The following is a 19,210-nucleotide window of genomic DNA, read 5'->3' as shown; positions in this document are numbered from 1 at the left end:
CGTTTCTTTCGTTTCGCAATTCTCTTTGCCAAAAGCGAACGGGTTGTCGCGGTTCGCACTGTACGGCCCGCCTCGTGCGCTGAGGCTGCCGCTAAATCCAGGAATGACGGGGAGGGAGGACGTGATTGAGGTAGTAATTCCCAATGATCGGATGTTTCCAGCGCACCGGATCGTGGACGGTGTGAACGCGCGCGTTGCGCCAATGGCGGTCGAAATTATTCTTCAACAGCGTGGAGCGAGCGCCGCCGTGCTCGAACAGCTTGTTCGTTGCGAGAAGCGCGAGGTCGGTCGACAATACCTTGGCTTTGGCCACCGCGATCGATGCCGCGGCGACGGTCTCAACCGTTGGATTGGCAACGGCCGCATCGAGAACACGCCCTGCCCGTGCAAGCAACGCCTCGGTCGCGTGGAGCTTGATCTTAAGATCGCCTATATCAGAGATCGTGTAGGGATCCTCGACTGCCTTTGCCTTGCCGCTGTCGATCCATGGCCGAGCCGAGTTGCGCACAAACGCGATCGTGTCCTCGATGGCCCTCCGCGCGATGCCTGTGTCCACCGCGGCGTGGACGATCTGGCAAACTGCGCCGTTGGCGCTTGGACTATCTTGCGATGTGTAAGTCGGTATGACCCGCGACGCCGGCAACACGAGATCTTCGATGATTACAGTGCCGCTCGCGGTCGTTCTCTGACCAAAACTCGACCAGTCGTCGATGATGGTGAGACCCCGAGCATTGCGATCGGCGACAGCGATATAGAGACGGCCTTCGGGGTCGACAGTCGTGATGGGAACAATGTGGGCGAGAAGCGCGCCGCTCGAATAGAACTTGCGGCCATTGACGACGTAGTCATCGCCCCGTCTTGTGATCTTCGTCTCAAAATCGGCGGCGGTACGGCTGCCAAGTTCGGAAAAAGCGTTGCCGCTTCGGGTGCCAGCAAGTATGGCGCGGAAGAATTCGGCCCGTTGTTCGGGCGTCGCCGTCGTGCGTAGCGTATCGATGAAATCGATATGGTTTTGCGGCAATTGCCCGATCGAGGGGTCGGCTGCGGCAACGATGCTAATAACTTCCGCGATGGTGGAATAAGAGAGATCCGGACCTCCATACTCCTTCGGAACGTTTAGCGACCAAAGGCCGCTTTGCGTAAACTCCGCTATCTCGGCGACCGGCAAGTGCCGCTGCCGATCTCTCTCGCTTGCCCCTTCGGCAATTTTTGCAGCAAAGCGTTTTGCAATTTCAATGGCCTCGTCTGCACTGCTCACAACGTGAGCGCCTTTGGGCTCCTCGAGGATTGGGAGCGACGTCTTGGTAAGACTTGCAGCAGATTGATGCTCGGTCATTTCTCTTGCTCTTGTTTTAATTGAAGTATCGGTCCGCGATGTGCTTGCCCATCAACAACCGACGCCGATTGGTCCGTTCTCCGTCGCACGCACCACCCGAGGAGATCGCTCTCCATGGCGGCGATCACTCGTTCGGCAGCGATGCACGAGGAGGCAGTCGGGAGTGCAGCGACTGAGTGAGAGACGACACGTCCACCCATGACGCGGCGGTTGACCTCAGCTTCATTGATCAGCGCGATAATCCTTTCATTGCGCTGAGGCATGAACCAAGAAAATCATGGAAGAATATGCGCTGGATTGATATCTGCTCGCCGACGAACACTAGCGGCCGTTCATTGCTCATTGCGTGTGACCGGCCCGACAATGATGGCGGAAATTCCTCTATTTTCGCGTGAAGTGGATTACGAGGCGATTGCCGAAAGCCTGCAGTATTTGAACCAGCAGAATAAGCAGGACCACAGTCACAAACATCACGTCGGTCTTGAAGCGCTGGTAGCCATAACGAATCGCGAGGTCCCCGAGTCCACCGCCCCCGATCGCTCCCGACATCGCGGTGTAATCGACGAGGACAACTGCCGTCACGGTCACACTGGCGATCAACCCCGGCAATGCTTCGGGCAGAAGGGCGCGAAAAACAATTTGGGAGACGGATCCGCCTAAAGCCTGTGTCGCTTCAACAACGCCGCGGTCAACCTCGCGCAGTGCCGTCTCGACAAGACGGGCAAAAAAAGGCGCTGTACCGATGACGAGCGGAGGGATCACCCCGCGGACGCCGAGTGACGTGCCAGTGAGGAGCACGGTAACCGGCATCAGCAGAATGAGAAGAATGATGAAGGGGATTGATCGTATGGTGTTCAGCACAACGGACAACAGGCCGTAAGCGAATGTTTGATCCAGTAGCTGAGTGCGCCCGGTCAGGAAGAGCAGAATGCCGAGGGGCAACCCGAGAAGAACCGTGAAAAACAGCGAGCCTCCGAGCATGGCGAGCGTCGCCAACGTTGCCTGCAAGATATCGTCCCAGCCGATCGAGTGCAGAATCACGGATAGACCTCAGGTTGCCGTTGCTCTCAACGGTGCTCCGGAAGCGCCGCCATTTAAATGTTCCGCCGACACGCCGCTCGTGATGAGACGCGCGATTGCGCCGCGCACGTTGCCGTCCGTGAAGGATATCGTGAGCTGCGCATACGGCACATCGCGGATCGTGCCGACGCGGCCGCCGGTTATGACATAGTCGATGCCGAACTCGCGCGCGACGCTGCCTAGAATGGGAGTGTGGGCCCTCTTCCCAACGAACGTGAGACGATAAATCTGTCCACGCAGTATGCCACCCCTGGGCAATTCATCGTTCTCAGGCTCCGCTTCGTGCACGAGTTCGCGAGTCTTCGCGTGACCGGGGTGGAGGAATACGTCCTCGACACGCCCGTGTTCGACGATCTGACCATGATCGAGCACGGCCACGCGATGTGAGATCTGACGCACCACGTCCATCTCGTGCGTGATCAGAACGATGGTGATGCCGAGATCCCGGTTGATCTCAGCCAGAAGCTTCAAGACTGACCGCGTCGTCTGCGGGTCAAGTGCGCTGGTCGCCTCGTCGCACAAGAGGACGTCGGGCTGCAGAGCCAAGGCGCGCGCGATCCCGACCCGCTGCTTCTGCCCGCCAGATAGTTGTTTCGGGTATTTCGCCGCGTGTTCTTGGAGACCGACACGCGAGAGGAGTTTGCTTACGCGCTCGGCAATCGCGCTGCGGTCCCGCGCGCCCGAAAGCTTAAGTGGAAAAGCTACGTTCTCGGCGACGGTCTTCGCCGAGAGAAGATTGAAGTGCTGAAAGACCATACCGATGCTGCGGCGGATTGTTCGAAGTTCCGCCCCTTTGACAAGCGTTATGGGCTTGCCGTTGAAGACAATTTCGCCCGCGGTCGGCCGCTCCAATAGATTAATGAGCCGCACGAGCGTCGATTTTCCGGCGCCGGACGAGCCGATGATGCTGAAGATTTCGCCGCGTTGAATATCGAGGTTGATACCGCGAAGCGCAGTCGCCGTCTGTCCTCCGACAAGAAAGTCCTTGGAGACTCCTCTGAGGCTGACGATCGGCTGAGATGGCTGGCTGTTGATCACTCCGGCCCCTATTGATGGACGTCGCGCAGCTAGAATCGCACAAAGAGCAGGCCGGGGATGCCCGTCCTGCTCTTGCTGTGTCGCTTGCGATTAGAATGCCGGATAGATCTGACCCTGATAGTGAGTTTTGATAAACTCGCGGGTAGCATCGCTATTTAGGACTTTGGCGATGATCTTCACGTCGGCGCGGTCCTTCTCCTCCGGACGCACGACGAGATATTCCCCCCAGATGTTTCGGCCGTCCTGGCCGCGGTCGATGTAGAGTGATTTTTCCAGCGGGAGCTTCGACTCGAAAACGTAGTTGCCGTTGAGTGCGGCGAGATCGACTTGCTCCAGGGCCCGAGGCAACAACGCTGATTCAAGTTCAGTGATCTTGAGGTGCTTCGGATTGTCCAAGATGTCCTTGAGTGTCGGCAGCGGATCCTCGGGGCTTTCGAGTTCCGGCTTGCCTTTAAGTTTGATCACACCGATCTTTTGCAACAGTAGAAGACCGCGGCCTCCATTCACTGGATCGTTGGGAATGGCAACGGTCGCGCCATCCTTGAGTTGGTCAACGGAAGTAATCTTCGTTGAGTAGGCAACAAACGGCTCGATATGCACGGGAACGATCGGCACAAGGTTGGTGCCTCGCTCACGATTATAATCGTTGAGGAACGGACGGTACTGATAATAATTTCCGTCGAGCTCTTTCGAGACGAGCTGCGCGTTAGGCTGAATGTAATCCGAGAAAACACGGATATCTAGATCCACGCCTTCCTTGGCTACGATCGGCTTGATGAACTCGAGGATCTCAGCGTGCGGCACGGCTGTCGCGCCGATGACGAATTTTGTTCCAGCATGCGCCGTCGTTACCGCAGCGACAGTTGAAAGCGCCGCCGTCAGAAGCGTCCAAATTTTCATTGGTCCCCACCTGTTATGACAAATGCACGTTGTGCTGATTGCTCTCATTCATTTCTAAAGATGAATGGCGATCACCTGATAATGATCGAGCAAGTCAAGCCGCTATGGTCGGCGTTATGGTTCAGCCGTTAGGGGGCAGCAACAAACTAAAAAATCTAACCAAATTAGTCTGCGTGATAATCGAAACGATGAAATGCTATCACTTCATTCGATGGCCTAGCGCTCGCGACGTTGCTGTCACCAACCGTGTCGATGAGATCGCAGGCCCACCGGATTGGGAAGGATACGTGCAGATAGCGGCCATCCGGCCCTCGCGAGACACCCTCGAAATCAATCGAGGCGACCGGCTCGCTTATTAGCCTAAGCCCTACTTCGGTAAGATCGAAACCTGAAGCGCCTATTGGACCGGCGCAGGCGTACTATTCTGATCTAGATCAGGACAGTTGCTTGGAAACAAGTACAAGCGTGATATCGCCGGGAAAGGGCGCGACGGAAAAGCCCATGTTTCGCTCAAGTTCGATCGCGTCGTAATTCTCTCTGCTTTCGATCGACTCGATCGACTTCAATCCCCGAGCAGCGGCCTGATCGGCGACCAAGGCCAACATCTCCCATCCGATCCCTTGATTGCGATGATCAGCGTGGACCGAAATCGCGACTTCGCCCTTTTCTTGCGCTGCGTCGCTGGCGAGAGCCGCCACGGCAACAACCCCGCCATCTTCTTCGTTGAACGCAACATAAGTCTCGTTGGCTTTATGATCGATATGCGTCATGCGCCGGATTTGTTCCGCTCCCACCTCCTTGGCACTTGAGAGGAAACGGAAACGCAAATCTTCGGCGCGGATATGATGAAAGAAATCCGACAAAACAGCATCATCGTCCTGCGTTGCCGCGCGGACGTTCAATTTTAGACCTGACCGCGTGGCAATGTGCCAATCATTCATACGACATCCCCATGCCGAATAGACTGCCTCTCCCGATACGGTAAAACCGCAATACTACAGAAATCTGACATAGCCGGCGGGCACGGTTCCGCGTGCCCCGGCGCATCATCATCCTAAAGTCATCCAAACCCTGTAGCTTTTTTCGACGTGCTAGCTGCACTCACGCGGCAATGAATCTAAGAGCCAAGGGATAGACGTGCATGGAGAAGACCGAGGTCGTCGCTTCGCTTGGGCAATCGCTGCTTCTTCGACCCGCCTATCTCAAATCCGCGCTTGCCGCCAACGATCGCCTCAAGTTCTATCTGACGGTCCTCCAAACAGCATACAGCCATGCCGCACAGCCTGACGTCGCGTCGCTTGACTTGCATCGCGAATATGCGGTGGCGAAGGTTGATGCGCCCTGGCTTCTGACGCTGCCTGCGTCCAGCCACATTAAGTCGTCCCTGCTGCACGCAGACGACCTGCCCGAGCTATTCGAGAAACTTGCAACCGACCTACGGCTTATGGGTCGTCCGCTAGAGGGCGATGATAACGGCGCCCATCATGAGTTTCTCGGTAGAATCGACCGGTGGTGCGATTGGCTCGGTCAACTTGCCTCTGGCACCCTCAATGCCGATCAGTTGAAGCAATTGACCAGCGGCAAGCGTGGCGAGGGCGACAGCTTTCATATCCTGGTTATGGATCTGCATAAGGCCATCAATCGTCTGGCGGCAGACCTCTCGGACGAAACGATCGATGGCGCCCATATCTGGCAATTGCCGGCAGAGGACCGGCCTCGCATTGCCGCGTTCATGCGGGGCCTCAACCGCACCCGGCCGCTCAAGCTCAGCCATCCCGGGCTCGATACTGCAGCGACGCGCGACGGCGCGAGACTCTTGATCCAGAACGACATCGGAACCAACGATGCACATGTGCTGGTCATCCAGGTCGAGGGATTGCGGTTGTCCTTAACGTATTCGGACCTGCATCGGCAGCGCTTCTCCTTCTTCCAGAATCTCCTTGGCGAGATCGGCGCACAATGGTCCGCGGTGGTCTCGCGCACGACGGAGGGCCTGAATGCAGGCGAAAGCTACTTCGTGGGTACTGCTACCTTCGACAGTGCGAACGAGACCGCGCTAACCGCGACGCTTGAAGCACTCGGATCGCGTATTGTCTTTCTGATCGACTGGAACCGGGCGCGCAAACGTTTGCGGCTTGTCGTGGGCAAATCCAACGCAATTTTGGTCCTGAACGAAAGCGCGCGCCGGGACATCGGACACATGGGCTGGCTGGAAGCCGGTGCGGAGCGGCTGTTGTTCGACGCGATGGAGGCGGTCGGCGGTGAGTTCTTTCGCATCGGTGACCGTCTCGACACGGTGCTCGGCGATGAGCCGGCACGCGCATTCATGCTCGAAGCCATGGCGGCAGCGTCGCAAGCCATGCAGGAGCACCAGCCGATTCCGCGGATCGCCGACTCCATCCGTCTGCTGCTTCTTCGTCATCTCGGACATCAGCGCGACGTGTTCGAGCTTCTCAACGAACACGCGGCCTTCTGCCATGAGCTGGCAGAAGGTCTTCAGGATGCGCTGACACACGGTCTTGAACACGACAGCAAGGCTGTGGCGAAACTGGCCACGCGGGCAAAGGGCTGGGAGCACGAGGCCGATCTTCTTGTAATGCGTTCGCGTAAGCGTGCGGAGCGCAATGCGCGTTGGCTGCCTTTCACGCGGCTCATCGAAAAGGCCGACAATATCGCCGACGCGCTTGAGGAAGCGACGTTCCTGCTGTCGCTGATCGCCGAGGGACATCACAAGGGTTGGCATGGCAAAGTGCGCGAGACGCTTTCGCGGCTGGCGGGGCGCACGCATGAGGCGGTGCGCGATCACGTCAAGGCGTTGACCATAGCTGGTGTCCTGCGCGAGGGCGGGACTGCGGAGGATCACGAGGCGTTTTTGGCCGTTACATGGCGCGCGGTAGACGCGGAACGTCAGTGCGATGAGCTGTTGCGTGATGTCCGGCGTGCGCTGGTACGCCATGTGGACGATCCCGTCACGCTGACGCTGGCGACTGACTTTGCAGAATCCATCGAGCTGGCGACCGATGCCTTAATGGTGGCGAGCTTTGGCATCCGGGAGCTGGTGCTCGATCGCATCGGAGCAGATCGATGAGCACGTTGACCGCGATACGGCGGGAATCGGCGGATACGAAAATCGTCCATTCGATCGGCGGGGCCGTACCGCTCGACGACACAATCACATCCGCCATTCTCGGATTTAAAGCCTACAACCTCGCGCGAATGGCTGCGTTAGGTCTCAACGTCCCGCCCGCCTTCGTTCTGGGCACCGGTTTTTGCGCTCATCCCGAAGATGTGATGCCATCGTGCTGGCGCGACGCACTGATCAAGCTGGAAGAAGCCGCGACCCTGAAGCTCGGCGAATCGAGACGTCCGCTCCTGCTGTCCGTCCGCTCCGGCGCGCCCGTATCGATGCCCGGAATGATGGAAACCCTGCTCAATATCGGTCTGACCGCAGCCACATTGCCCGGCTTCGTTCGCCAGACCGGAAGCCCCAGACTGGCCTGGGATGCTTACAGGCGTCTCATAGCCGGTTTCGGTGAGGTTGTGGCGGGAGTCGATGCACGGCATTTCGAAGCCGATCTCGATTCCGTGCGAGCCGGCGAAGACGAGCGCAGCCTGGATTTTGTCGCCCTGCGCGAGGTGGCGAGGCGCCATCTGCAAACCTTCGAGCGGGAGGCCAAGCGGTCGTTTCCGCAGGATGCTGAACAGCAATTGGTCGAGGCGATCGGCGCGGTCTTTCGGTCGTGGTCCAGCGACAAGGCCGTCACGTATCGCAACCTTCACGGCCTGAGCCACGACATGGGCACCGCCGTCACCGTGCAACGCATGGTGTTCGGCAATGCTGGCGGCCTATCCGGCGCCGGCGTCGGCTTCACGCGCAATCCCAGCACGGGTGTGCGGAGCCCGTGGGTCGATTTTCTGTTCAACGCGCAAGGTGAAGATGTCGTGAGCGGCCGGCGCAGCGCACAAGGGCATGACGAACTCGCCGCCGTTGCACCGGCGCTATGGGCCGAGCTGGTCGAGGCGACGCAAACTCTCGAGAAGCATTTTGGCGATATGCAGGACTTCGAATTCACGATTGAGGACGGCGTCTTGTTCCTGCTTCAAACCCGCAACGGCAAACGCACGCCGCGCGCCGCGGCGCAGATCGCGTTGGACATGCTCGACGAAGGTCTGATCGACATTGAGACGGCCCGCGAGCGCACGCGCGCACTCGGCGCGGAGCAGCTTTCGCTCGACACGATCTCTGCAGAAAATGGAGCCGCGCTGTCGCCGATCGCCACCGCCGCTTCGGCCGCCACCGGCGTTGTGAGCGGAGAAGTCGTTTTCGACGAAGCATCCGCGCGTCAGCGCAAACAGAACGGCGCTCAGGTCCTTCTCGTGCGGCGCGATGCCGAAACCCGCGATATTGCAGCGCTCGATCTCGCCGACGGGCTCCTGACGCAGCACGGGGCAAGGACCTCGCACGCCGCCGTCGTCGCGCGCCAGCTCGGCAAAGTATGTCTCGTCGGTTGCGAGGCCATGGCGGTCGATGAGGTCGCGAGATGCCTGGTGGTGGGCGGCGCAAGCTATCCCGAAGGTTCAATGCTCACGCTCGACGGCAACAACGGCAACATTTATTCCGGCGCGGCCATTGTTACCAAAGACGTTCCAACGGACCTACTGGCAAGGCTCGAACGGCTTCGCAGGCCCGCCTGAAAGCGAGGTGCAGGCCGCGCCTCACGCGACGATGTGAAAGCCGTGATCGGCGTAGGACGTTGAACCCGTCATGGCGCTTCCCGCATCGCTTGCCAGGAAGGCCGAGATGCGCCCAATCTGTTCGATCGTAACAAGCTGATGGTCGGGCGTGCGTTCGCGCGTCTTTTCAAGGAGGTCATCGAAACGGTCGATGCCCGAGGCCGCGCGGGTCGCCACCGGACCTGATGACAGCGCGTGAACATGGATGCGGCGTGGCGCGAGATCGGCGGCCAACGTCCGCACCGTCGCTTCCAGCGCCGCCTTGACCGGACCCATGAGATTGTAGTGCTCGACCACCCGGTTGGCGCCAAAGAAACTAACCGTTTGCAGGCTGCCGCCATCGGTCATCAGCGGAAGCGCCAATTTCGCCATTCGGATGAAGGAGTGGCATGAGACATCCATGGCCATGGCGAAGCCTTCCGCCGAGCAGTGGACGAGGCTGTTGTGCAGATCCTCGCGCGGCGCGAAAGCGATCGAATGCACGATCGCGTCGAGACGCCCCCAGGTGGCGTTAATGTGCTCGAAAACCGCCTCGAGCTCGCCAGGAATGCGCACATCGCACGGCACGATGATCGACGCATCGAGTCCCTCAGCCAAGGGCCGCACATACGGTTCGGCTTTGGCGTTGAGGTAGGTTACAGCCAGCTCGGCTCCCGCGGAACGTAATGCCTCGGCGCAGCCATATGCAATGCTGTTCTTATTGGCGATGCCGACGATAAGCGCGCGCCTTCCGGTAAGATCGATGATCGGACTCATCAGGCCCCCCTGTTGATTCTCAAAAGCGCGCAAGCTTCGGTGGCGATCACCTGCTCTTCATTGGTCGGAACGACGAACACGCCGATCTTGCTGTCTTGCGCATCGATGCGTGTCGCGTTACGGGAATTAGCATCTTCATTCAGCGACACGCCAAGCCAGGAGAGCCGCTCGCATACGGCGGTGCGGATCGTCGGCTGGTGCTCGCCGATTCCGGCAGTGAAAATCACGGCATCGAGACCACCAAGCGTCGTTGCGAGCGCCGCGATCTCACGCGCGATCCGATGAGTGAACAGATCGATTGCTTCGCGCGCAGCCGGCAGATTGCTCGCGATGAGATCGCGGCTGTCCGCACTGATGCCGGAGACACCGAGAAGGCCAGACCGATGATAGAGGATATCCTCGACGCTCTCCAACGAAAGACCCTGCTGCTTCAGGAGGTGAAGGACCACGCCGGGATCGAGAGCGCCGCAGCGCGTCGCCATCGGAATCCCGTCGAGCGTCGAAAAGCCCATACTGGTGTCGCGGCTTTGCCCGTTTTCCAACGCGCAGAGACTTGCCCCGCTGCCGAGGTGAGCGGCGACGACGCGCCCCGCCGCCAGATCCGGCGCGAGTTCAAGCAGTCTTGCGGCGACGAATTTATAGGACAGGCCGTGAAAGCCGTAACGCTTGATGCCAACGTCGAACATCGCCCGCGGTAGCGCGAACCGGCGCACGATATCGGCTTGCGAACGATGGAACGCCGTGTCGAACGAAGCCGTCTGCGGCAAATTTGGGCGCAAATGACGGATCGCCCGGATCAGCCGCAAGCTCTGGGGCTGATGCAGCGGCGCGAGATCGACGAACCGGTCGATTGTCGCGAGCGTCGCATCCGAAATCAGAACCGCGCTGGAGAAAGCGTCGCCGCCATGCACCACGCGATGACCGACCGCAGCGATCCCTTCCAACGCAAAATGATCCGTCAGCCAACCGAGCGTTTCATCGATGAGCTCGTGCAGATCGTCGGTCACCTCGGCCCGCAAAGGGATATCCGCAACGCTCGGCCCTTCGACGACATGCAATCGCAACGGCATGTGCCTGAGATCGACTACGCCCATGCCGAGCCGCACGGGGCTGGCCGCGCCCATCCGGTAAAGGCCCAGCTTGATGGTCGAGGAGCCGGGATTGAAGGTAATCAGAATTTCGCTCATGCCAACGCGCCGGTCCGGCGTTCTGCGACGAGCTTAGCCAACGCGGCGGAAACCAGCCGCACGCGCAGCGTATCGGCCCGGCTGGTCAGGATGATCGGTACGCGCGCGCCAAGCACCAGGCCAGCAGCGTCGGCACCGGCGAGATAGATGAGCTGCTTGGCGAGCATGTTGCCGGCTTCCAGGTTAGGAACAACGAGGATGTCGGCCCTGCCCGCAACGGGCGACACGATTTCCTTGATACGCGCGGAGTCGAGGTTGACGGCATTGTCGAAGGCAAGCGGTCCGTCGAGTTTTGCGCCGGTGATCTGACCACGCGCCGCCATCACTGTCAGGGCGGCTGCTTCGAGTGTCGCGGGCATCGCCGGATTGACCGTTTCGACCGCGGCGAGAATCGCGACCAGCGGCACGGGGATCCCAAGCACATGCATGAGATCGATGGCGTTCTGACAGATATCCCGTTTCTGCTCGAGCGTCGGCATAATGTTGATCGCCGCGTCCGTCACGATCAGGGGCTTGGGATATGCAGGCACATCGAGCACGTAGACATGACTGATGCGCCGATCCGTCCGTAGACCTGATTGCGCGCCGATGACTGCGCCAAGCAATTCGTCGGTATGCAGGCTGCCCTTCATCAAGGCATGAACGGTCCCTGCTGCGGCAAGCTCAACGGCTCTCGCTGCTGCGGCGTGGCTATGTTCAGTCGCCTCGACGCGCAGGCCGTTGATCGAAACGCCAGCCTTCTCGGCCGCGGCCGCAATTTTGCGAGGCGGCCCTACGAGAACGGGCTCGATCAAACCTTCGGCCCTGGCCTCAATCGCTGCAGCGATGGCCTCCGGGCTGCACGGATGGACAACCGCTGTCGGCAATGCCGGAAGCGCTTTCGCCTGTTCAAGGAGCTGATCGAAACGACTGTTCCGGCGCAGCGCAACTTCGGGCACGGGGATACGCGGCAAGCTCAGCTTTTCAGCTGGCGCGATGACGGTTGCCTGGCCCGACAATACCTCCTTGCCGTCCTGGTTGACGCACAGCGTATCGAGAACAACAATCCGTTTTTCCGGCTTCTTCTCGCGTACCGTGACGGTTGCTGTGACGGTATCGCCCGGAGCGACCGGGCGGCGAAAGCGCAAGTCCTGGCCGAGGTAGATCGTCCCCGGCCCCGGCAATTGTGTGCCGAGAAGCGTGGACAACAGAGCCGCAGTCCACATGCCATGGATGACGACGTGGCCGAAAATATCGGTCGCTGCATACGCGGGATCGAGATGCGCGGGATTGACGTCTCCGGACGTGGCCGCGAACAGCTTGATATCGTCCTCGCTGACCAGACGGACGAGCGATGCGCTCTCGCCAACTTCGAGCTCTTCGAAAGTCCGATTGGTCAGACGGATCTGTGGGATTACAGCGGTCATCGTTGCAGCACATAGGTTCCGGGCGCCGCACCCAATGGCGCAAAGCCATTGACCTCGGACCCCATACTCGGCGGCGGAATTCTCTCGGACGACGAATGGGCAGCGAGCCAAGCCGTCCAAACTGGCCACCACGAGCCATCTTGGACGGGAGCTGCGGAAAACCACTCATCGGCGCTTAAGCAAATATCATTCGCTGCTTTGGTCAGCAGACGGAAATGACGATTTGAATGCCCCGGCTCATTGACGATCCCCGCGTTGTGGCCGCCATTCGTCAGTACGAATGTCACGTCGGTATCGGCCAGATAGTGGATCTTGTAGACCGAATGCCAGGGCGCGATATGATCGCGTTCGGTTCCGACTGAAAAAATCGGAGCACGGATATTCTGGATCGCGATGGGATTGCCGTCGACAACGTAGCGGCCGCTGGCAAGATCATTGCGCAAGAAGAGTTTACGCAGATAGTCCGAGTGCATCTGGAAGGGCATACGCGTGGCATCCGCGTTCCAGGCCATCAAATCAATCATCGGCGTGCGCTGACCCATGAGGTAATCATGGATCATGTGCGACCAGATCAGGTCATTGGATTTTAGAAGTTGGAAGGCACCGGCCATTTGCGAAGAATCGAGCGTACCGCTCTGCCACATCAGTGCTTCCAGCAGTGCCACCTGGCTATCGTCAATGAACAACTGAAGTTCGCCGGGCTCCGTAAAATCGGTCTGGGCGGCAAAGAGCGTCATGCTTTTAATTCGATGATCACCCGTTTCGGCCATCGCCGCCGCTGCAATGGAAAGAAGCGTCCCACCGAGGCAATACCCGGCCGCATGCACCTGCCGGTTCGGCACAATGGCTGAAATCGTGTCGAGCGCCGCCATAACGCCAAGCCGGCGGTAGTCCTCCAGCGATAGATTTCGGTCCTCTTCCGTGACGTTGCGCCAGGAAATGCAGAAGACGGTAAAGCCCTGATCGACCAGATATTTGATCAGCGAATTGCGGGGCGAGAGATCAAGAATATAATACTTCATGATCCATGCCGGAACGATCAGCACCGGCTCTGCATGCACGGTCTCTCCCGCAGGGGAGTACTGGATCAGCTCGATCAGATGATTGCGAAAGACGACTTGGCCTGGCGTTGCAGCGACAGTCTCGCCAACCTTGAACGCCTCGACGCCTGCCGGCGGCCTCCGAGCCGCAAGACGCTCGGCGTCTTCAAGCCAGATCTGTGCACCCCTGATGAGGTTCAGACCGCCTTCTCGCATCGTCTGCTGCGCAACGGCCGGGTTTGCCAACGGCGAATTGGATGGCGACCATATGTCGAGCCATTGGCGCACGGCGAAGGAGACAACGGCTTCATGGTGAGGAGACACCCCCGGCACACCGCGCGTCGCACTGGTCCACCAATCCTCGACGGCGCAGAAGGTGTTCGCCCAGAACTGAAACGGAAACTGATTCCAGGCCTCGCCCGAAAAGCGAGGATCGCCTCGCGGCGAATCTTTCGTCTCGGATGACGGCTCCTGCGGGCCGCCCGCAACGCGCTGCATTGCGTCCGCCACAAGCCGACCGTACTCTTCGGCAAGCGCGAGACGTTTTCCTGGAGCGGCCGCAAGATGCAGCCCCCAATCCAGTACCGCTAAGGTGAGGCCGATCGGCGAAAGCCCAGACGTAAGATGCCCAAGGCCAGCGAGCGCGGTCTGATCAATAAGGCGCTCAGAGGACAGCCGATCTTTGTTGTCCGTCGGTAGAATAGAGCCATCTCGCAAGAGCGTCTCTCCACGCGCATCAATATTGATTGGTCACGCCCGGGTTCGTTTGGCGCTCCCTGCACCATATTGTTTTTTCACGAAGTTATAGGCTGCAGTATATGAGACAAATTTGACAGTTATCCGCGGCGGCATTTGCCCACGCGTTATGCAGCCAACGAGCGACGCCGCCGATCAGCACTGCCGCCGGCGCGTCAACAGAGCAACGAGTTGCTGATACGCTTTGTGAGGCAGCAAGTGAGTGCGCGCGATGCGCCAGCCCGATGTCGGTCTATGAGGTCCCGGCGCACTCGCCCCGCTTCTGCACCTACGACCTCCACATGTGTTGGAGGTGGTTCCCATTCCATCAGGGCCAGCTCAGAGTGGCGCTCTCCGCAATCGCCGTGCGGAGGTATTCCATTTGCTTGGCATAGACCGCCTGGAGCTTACGGATATTGGGAATTCCCTTGTGGTCGAAGGCATCGTCAGAGACCAGAAGCGCGGCCACCTCAAGATCAAGACGCTCGACGATTTTGTCGTGCCAGAAGAAGGAATCTTCCAGGCTGATCGCGTCGAAGATCCTATCGTTGAGTTCGACGAGGTCGCACTCAAGCTCGGGACGCACCATGAGCGGCTTATCCCATGGCCAGCCGACACTCATTTGCGCCAAGAGTCTTCTTTCACCTGACATAACTTGCTCCGCGTACACGAAATTTGATGAGGGCTTAAGGAGCCTGCTTGGGCATCATCTGCTCGACGAGAGACCGCCACCACGGCGTCTTCTGTTTCATGACCAAGCGATAAACCAAGCCTGGCGGAAGGATGAATTCTCCAGTGCCCAGGCATTCGACGTTGAATTTTCCGGACCACGTGCGTGGTGCGATGCCGGAGAAGATGTAGCGCCGACCGAAGGCATCGACGATCGCTTCAGAAATGGGAGTTCCGGAAAAGACGCCGATGGCACGGCCGTGGCGCGTCACATCTCTCAGAATAAAATACTCAACGGTCTGCGTTTGCCTTGCTGCAATAAACCCCGGCATTGCATCACCCTACTGGCTGTGCGGCAGAGTCAAATTCGCCGATAGGCTACGTCGGGTTCCGTCTCTGTCGATATGAGACGGCGGCGTTGCGAACTTCTTCCCGATCGAGGGCTGAACTGGCGCCGCGAAGCGGGTGGCATGCGCCACCTCAAGAGGCGCTGCGCTTTCGTCCCGATAGCCACGGCAAGCAACTCGCCATACATCGACCAACGACACGTCAGAGAAGAACGACATCAGTGCAGCTGATCTCAAGGACGACATTGGTGCTTCCTTCCGGATATCGGGGTCGCGATTGGCGCGTGACTAGAATCAAGGCATTAAGCCACAGATCCTGCATAATAAAACGCCACTTTGTTGCATTGCAGCAATGCTTACGTTGCAGCGCGAAGCTGTCGCATGGGGAGGGTCATATGGATTTCACGTCAGCGTCTAAGCCGCACGCTTCCCAAGATGCGCCAAGGCGTTGAGGGTGACGTCTGGACCAAATTTGGCCCGATGCCGTAGACCAGTCCGCGTTTTGCTGAAAATTTGAAAACAGGCTTGGTGCGATGTGCCCTTGCGGTGAGATCGTCAGGATTGGCGTCCTCACGCAACCTGTTTTCTTCTGCTCACGCGGGCGGTCTAGAAAGTATGCCTCATGAGCCAATCACGCCAACTGCATCTCGGCGCCTTCATGCGGCCGGTCAGCATCCACACCGGCGCTTGGCGTTATCCAGGTGCTTATCCGGATGCAAACTTCAACTTCGGCCATCTAAAGGCCTTCGCGCAAAAGCTCGAAGCGGCGAAGTTTGATGCGTTTTTCATGGCCGACCATCTCGCCTTGCTGAACATGCCGATGGGTGCGCTGAAGCGCAGCCACACAGTGACCTCGTTCGAACCCTTTACTCTGCTTTCTGCGCTTGCCGTCACGACCGAGCGCATAGGGCTCATCGCAACCGCATCTACTACGTTCGACGAGCCCTATCATATCGCCCGGCGCTTCGCGTCGCTTGATCATATCAGCAACGGACGCGCCGGCTGGAATATCGTGACCACGGCCAATCCCGATGCTGCATTGAACTTTGGATATGAATCGCACCTCGATCACGACGCGCGATACGTTCGCGCACGCGAGTTCTTCGACGTCGTGACCGGCCTTTGGGACAGTTTCGCTGATGACGCCTTCGTCCGCGATGTCGAAGCCGGCATCTTTTTCGATCCTGCTCGGCTGCATGTGCTGGCGCACAAGGGCCCAGAGCTTTCGGTGCGCGGCCCACTCAACATAGCCCGGCCGGTGCAGGGTTGGCCGGTCATCGTGCAAGCTGGCGCGTCAGAGGCGGGACGCCAGCTCGCCGCCGAAACGGCAGAGGTCGTGTTCGGCGCCGAGTCGAACTTGGCAGCAGGCAAAGCATTTTATTCCGACGTAAAGGGACGAATGCAGGCGATCGGGCGAGATCCCGATTGTCTCAAGATCCTGCCTGCTGCGTTTGTCGTCGTCGGCGATACCATTGAGGAGGCACGGGCGAAGCGCGCGCACCTCGACAGCCTTGTCCACTACGACAGTGGCATCGGCTCTTTGAACAGTCTTCTCGGATATGACGTGTCGGCCTTCGATCCTGATGGACCGCTCCCAGAGATTCCCGAAACCAACGCCAGCAAAAGTGCGCGCCAGCGCCTTGTGGCTGCCGCGAAGTCGAAGAACCTGACGATCCGCCAGCTCGCTCAGAAGGCTGGAAGCTATGCAGGTCTCGCCTTTGTCGGAACGCCGACTTCCATCGCCGACGAGATGGAGGAATGGCTCAAGAGCCGAGCCTCGGACGGGTTTAACGTCCTGTTTCCTTGGCTGCCGGGCGGCCTTGACGATTTCGTCGATCGGGTCATCCCCGAGCTACAACAGCGCGGGATATTCCGCCGGGACTACGAAGGTACAACATTGAGAGAGCACCTCGGATTGCGGCGCCCCGAGAACCGCTTTTTCGTAAAGTCTATTTAGGATCGAGAGACGCGTCTGGGCCCCCCGGTCCAAGTTCGATGCAAAGCGCCGGCAACCCAGTCGAGGAGAAAGCCCAGGAAGCCGATGACGAGAACCGTAGCCGTCAGCTCGGAATAGGCGAGCCGGTCCCTGGTATCGAGAATGAAGTAGCCGAGGCCCGCAGAAACTCCGAGCATCTCGCATGGCACGAGCACGATCCAGAGGATGCCGATGGCGAGACGCGTGCCGGTCAACACATGCCCCAGAACGCCCGGAATGACGACATGAACCAGTGTCTCGAAACGCGTGGCCGCCAGGCTGCGTGACAGCTGGATCCAAGCGGGATCGAGACTGCGCACCCCAGCCGCCGTGCTCAAGAGGATTGGCCAAACCGCTGCGAACGTCAGGAGAAAGTAGATTGGATAGTCGCCGACCCCAAGCACCATGACCGCGATCGGCATCCACGAAAGCGGCGAGATCATTCGCAAGAACTGAAAAGCGACCGATGTCGTGGCATCGGCCGTCTTGCTGAGCCCGACGACGAGCCCGGCGGGGACGCCGATAACGAGAGCGAAGACAAGCCCTACCAGTATGCGTTTGAGGCTTACCAGGATGTTGATCGGAAGATCAGATGAGGTTGCAAGCGTCAGCAGAGCTGTAAAGGCCGACGAAGGCGAAAACCGCTCCGCCAGTCCGCCGGGGGCCGCGAAGACGTGTATCGACGCCCACCAAAGCGTGATGACGACCGCAAATCCCAGAATGCCGAGCAGCGGTCGCGCATTGAAGCGACCCTCCAGGCGTGCGGGTGATGCTTCGTCGCTCTTCGCTCGCGCTTGCAAACGCCTTCCGGCGATATCGCTCACGTAGCGATCACTTCCTTGCGCTCGAACTGCTCAGGCAGGCCAAAGGCTGCAAGCCCGCCATTTGCAGCAATGGCTTTCTTGACGAAGCTGTCGTTGACCAGATCCTTCGCCGCGAAGGCAGGATCGAGGGCTTCAAGAAAACCCTTGTCTCCTTCGACGAGCGTCTTCTTGAGAAGACCGACAAGCTCTTCGGTGTAGCTCGGGTAGGGATAGGGCTGAAAATCAATCCGCTGCGCGTGCCAGTCTTCATGCAAGATTGCGCCCGATGCGACGTAGCCCGCAACGTCGGTTTTCTCGGGCGAGAGAACCTTGGTCAGAACTTCCACCGCGTGCGGGGTGTATTTGTTGGCACCGTCCTTCGAGAGTAGCTTGGCGGTCTCGGCCCTATTGGCACGTGTCCAGATCTGCGCCTTGACGAGAGCATTGACGACCTTTTGAGACCAATCCGCCCGCTCGTCCAAATTTCGCTCGTGAACCAGCACGACGCAGCAAGCATGGTCCTTCCAAACGTCGCCCGTGAAGCGCAGAATTTTGCCGACGCCCAGGGCCTCGCCCGCCGCGTTGAACGGCTCGGCAACGATGTAGCCCGCGATCTGCTTCGACGCGAGTGCCGGCACCATGTCCGGGGGCGGCAGGATGACGAGATTGACCTCGTTGGCGGCAACAGCGGCTTTCTTGGTAACGGGCGTCAGCCCGTTGGCGCGCAAAAGCTCCTGCAGGACGATGTTGTGGATCGAATACCAGAACGGGATGGCGATCGTCTTGCCTCCCAAGTCCTTCACCGATGCGATGTCCTTGGAAACGGTTAGCGCCGACCCGGCTGTGTGATTCCAGGCAACGACCTTCGCCGGCACCTTGCTGCCGTATCGCGCCCAGACCGCAATCGGCGACAGAACGTGGACGACGTTGACCTGTCCAGAAACGAAAGCTTCCACGAGCTGCGACCAGCTTCTGAAGAGCACGGGCTTTTCCGCCGTTATTCCTTCCGCCTCGAACAGCCCGTTGGCGTGCGCAACGAGCAACGGCGTGGCATCCGTTATCGGAAGGTAGCCGATCTTGACCGGCTCATCGGCCGCAAAGGCGCGGGAATTGAAGGCGTCGATGAGAGGCAGGGTCCCCGCCGCCGTCAGCAGCGCCGAAAGCTTGACGATATCCCGGCGGGAAAAATACTCTTCGTTCATAG

Annotated in this window: 17 protein-coding genes; 3 read left to right on the top strand and 14 right to left on the bottom strand. The window is 59.3% G+C overall.

Annotated elements, in window-relative coordinates; translation table 11 throughout:
* Positions 1-91: 91 nt before the first annotated feature.
* From AB4Z24_RS17960 to AB4Z24_RS17935, 6 genes are all read right to left on the bottom strand, one after another.
* Positions 92-1,336 carry an SfnB family sulfur acquisition oxidoreductase gene (locus AB4Z24_RS17960; protein WP_441710416.1) on the bottom strand — a complete coding sequence of 415 codons (1,245 nt, stop codon included), beginning with the start codon at positions 1,334-1,336 and terminating at the stop codon, positions 92-94.
* 381 nt (positions 1,337-1,717) lie between these two features.
* Positions 1,718-2,377: a methionine ABC transporter permease gene (locus tag AB4Z24_RS17955; RefSeq protein ID WP_441710415.1), complete on the bottom strand. Its 660-nt coding sequence runs from the start codon at positions 2,375-2,377 to the stop codon at positions 1,718-1,720.
* Positions 2,378-2,386: 9 nt separating this feature from the next.
* Positions 2,387-3,454: a methionine ABC transporter ATP-binding protein gene (locus AB4Z24_RS17950; protein WP_441710414.1), complete on the bottom strand. Its 1,068-nt coding sequence runs from the start codon at positions 3,452-3,454 to the stop codon at positions 2,387-2,389.
* Between the two features lie 90 nt (positions 3,455-3,544).
* On the bottom strand, positions 3,545-4,354 hold the full coding sequence (locus AB4Z24_RS17945) for a MetQ/NlpA family ABC transporter substrate-binding protein (protein ID WP_441710413.1): 810 nt from the start codon (positions 4,352-4,354) through the stop codon (positions 3,545-3,547).
* A 434-nt stretch (positions 4,355-4,788) separates the two neighbouring features.
* Positions 4,789-5,295, bottom strand: coding sequence for a GNAT family N-acetyltransferase (locus AB4Z24_RS17940; RefSeq protein ID WP_441710412.1), 507 nt, complete (start codon positions 5,293-5,295; stop codon positions 4,789-4,791).
* Between the two features lie 515 nt (positions 5,296-5,810).
* The gene (locus tag AB4Z24_RS17935) at positions 5,811-6,128 is read right to left on the bottom strand and encodes a hypothetical protein (RefSeq protein WP_441710411.1); all 318 of its coding nucleotides are present in this window, start codon (positions 6,126-6,128) and stop codon (positions 5,811-5,813) included.
* 42 nt (positions 6,129-6,170) lie between these two features.
* Between AB4Z24_RS17935 and AB4Z24_RS17930 the strand changes: the two genes are divergently transcribed.
* Entirely contained in the window at positions 6,171-7,442 is a 1,272-nt protein-coding gene (locus AB4Z24_RS17930) for a DUF47 domain-containing protein (RefSeq protein WP_441710410.1), read from the top strand.
* Positions 7,439-9,049: a PEP/pyruvate-binding domain-containing protein gene (locus AB4Z24_RS17925; protein ID WP_441710409.1), complete on the top strand. Its 1,611-nt coding sequence runs from the start codon at positions 7,439-7,441 to the stop codon at positions 9,047-9,049. The genes AB4Z24_RS17930 and AB4Z24_RS17925 overlap by 4 nt, the downstream gene beginning before the upstream one ends.
* Before the next feature lie 21 nt (positions 9,050-9,070).
* On the opposite strand, the gene fabI is transcribed toward AB4Z24_RS17925, so the two are convergent.
* From fabI to AB4Z24_RS17895, 6 genes are all read right to left on the bottom strand, one after another.
* Positions 9,071-9,844, bottom strand: a complete 774-nt coding sequence (gene fabI / locus AB4Z24_RS17920; protein ID WP_441710408.1) for an enoyl-ACP reductase FabI — start codon at positions 9,842-9,844, stop codon at positions 9,071-9,073.
* The gene (locus AB4Z24_RS17915; protein WP_441710407.1) at positions 9,844-11,031 is read right to left on the bottom strand and encodes an acetate/propionate family kinase; all 1,188 of its coding nucleotides are present in this window, start codon (positions 11,029-11,031) and stop codon (positions 9,844-9,846) included. The genes fabI and AB4Z24_RS17915 overlap by 1 nt, the downstream gene beginning before the upstream one ends.
* Positions 11,028-12,437, bottom strand: a complete 1,410-nt coding sequence (locus AB4Z24_RS17910; protein ID WP_441710406.1) for a bifunctional enoyl-CoA hydratase/phosphate acetyltransferase — start codon at positions 12,435-12,437, stop codon at positions 11,028-11,030. The genes AB4Z24_RS17915 and AB4Z24_RS17910 overlap by 4 nt, the downstream gene beginning before the upstream one ends.
* Positions 12,434-14,194 (bottom strand): PHA/PHB synthase family protein, encoded by a 1,761-nt coding sequence (locus AB4Z24_RS17905; RefSeq protein WP_441710405.1) that lies wholly within the window; start codon positions 14,192-14,194, stop codon positions 12,434-12,436. The genes AB4Z24_RS17910 and AB4Z24_RS17905 overlap by 4 nt, the downstream gene beginning before the upstream one ends.
* A 346-nt stretch (positions 14,195-14,540) precedes the next feature.
* Positions 14,541-14,864 carry a hypothetical protein gene (locus tag AB4Z24_RS17900; protein ID WP_441710404.1) on the bottom strand — a complete coding sequence of 108 codons (324 nt, stop codon included), beginning with the start codon at positions 14,862-14,864 and terminating at the stop codon, positions 14,541-14,543.
* A gap of 34 nt (positions 14,865-14,898) precedes the next feature.
* Positions 14,899-15,213: a hypothetical protein gene (locus AB4Z24_RS17895; RefSeq protein ID WP_441710403.1), complete on the bottom strand. Its 315-nt coding sequence runs from the start codon at positions 15,211-15,213 to the stop codon at positions 14,899-14,901.
* Positions 15,214-15,850: 637 nt separating this feature from the next.
* Between AB4Z24_RS17895 and AB4Z24_RS17890 the strand changes: the two genes are divergently transcribed.
* A complete protein-coding gene (locus AB4Z24_RS17890; protein WP_441710402.1) occupies positions 15,851-17,185 on the top strand; it encodes an LLM class flavin-dependent oxidoreductase in 1,335 nt (444 codons plus the stop codon).
* Here AB4Z24_RS17890 and AB4Z24_RS17885 read toward each other — a convergent pair.
* Together AB4Z24_RS17885 and AB4Z24_RS17880 are read right to left on the bottom strand one after the other, a co-directional pair.
* Positions 17,182-18,027 carry an ABC transporter permease gene (locus tag AB4Z24_RS17885; RefSeq protein ID WP_441710401.1) on the bottom strand — a complete coding sequence of 282 codons (846 nt, stop codon included), beginning with the start codon at positions 18,025-18,027 and terminating at the stop codon, positions 17,182-17,184. The genes AB4Z24_RS17890 and AB4Z24_RS17885 overlap by 4 nt on opposite strands.
* Entirely contained in the window at positions 18,024-19,208 is a 1,185-nt protein-coding gene (locus AB4Z24_RS17880; RefSeq protein WP_441710400.1) for an ABC transporter substrate-binding protein, read from the bottom strand. The genes AB4Z24_RS17885 and AB4Z24_RS17880 overlap by 4 nt, the downstream gene beginning before the upstream one ends.
* Positions 19,209-19,210: the final 2 nt, after the last annotated feature.

Origin of the sequence: Hyphomicrobium sp. 2TAF46, from assembly GCF_052114865.1 — a bacterium.
GTDB lineage: Bacteria > Pseudomonadota > Alphaproteobacteria > Rhizobiales > Hyphomicrobiaceae > Hyphomicrobium_B.
Note: the sequence above shows the minus strand (reverse complement) of the source record. Positions and strands in the feature narration are given on the sequence as shown.

Bases quoted from the DNA above. Each gene is read 5' to 3' on its own strand.
- fabI (WP_441710408.1), bottom strand. From the start codon at position 9,844: ATGAGTCCGATCATCGATCTTACCGGAAGGCGCGCGCTTATCGTCGGC.
- AB4Z24_RS17945 (WP_441710413.1), bottom strand. From the start codon at position 4,354: ATGAAAATTTGGACGCTTCTGACGGCGGCGCTTTCAACTGTCGCTGCG.
- AB4Z24_RS17935 (WP_441710411.1), bottom strand. From the start codon at position 6,128: ATGGCTGAGCTTGAGCGGCCGGGTGCGGTTGAGGCCCCGCATGAACGC.
- AB4Z24_RS17880 (WP_441710400.1), bottom strand. From the start codon at position 19,208: ATGAACGAAGAGTATTTTTCCCGCCGGGATATCGTCAAGCTTTCGGCG.
- AB4Z24_RS17940 (WP_441710412.1), bottom strand. From the start codon at position 5,295: ATGAATGATTGGCACATTGCCACGCGGTCAGGTCTAAAATTGAACGTC.
- AB4Z24_RS17915 (WP_441710407.1), bottom strand. From the start codon at position 11,031: ATGAGCGAAATTCTGATTACCTTCAATCCCGGCTCCTCGACCATCAAG.
- AB4Z24_RS17895 (WP_441710403.1), bottom strand. From the start codon at position 15,213: ATGCCGGGGTTTATTGCAGCAAGGCAAACGCAGACCGTTGAGTATTTT.
- AB4Z24_RS17960 (WP_441710416.1), bottom strand. From the start codon at position 1,336: ATGACCGAGCATCAATCTGCTGCAAGTCTTACCAAGACGTCGCTCCCA.
- AB4Z24_RS17910 (WP_441710406.1), bottom strand. From the start codon at position 12,437: ATGACCGCTGTAATCCCACAGATCCGTCTGACCAATCGGACTTTCGAA.
- AB4Z24_RS17900 (WP_441710404.1), bottom strand. From the start codon at position 14,864: ATGTCAGGTGAAAGAAGACTCTTGGCGCAAATGAGTGTCGGCTGGCCA.
- AB4Z24_RS17890 (WP_441710402.1), top strand. From the start codon at position 15,851: ATGAGCCAATCACGCCAACTGCATCTCGGCGCCTTCATGCGGCCGGTC.
- AB4Z24_RS17925 (WP_441710409.1), top strand. From the start codon at position 7,439: ATGAGCACGTTGACCGCGATACGGCGGGAATCGGCGGATACGAAAATC.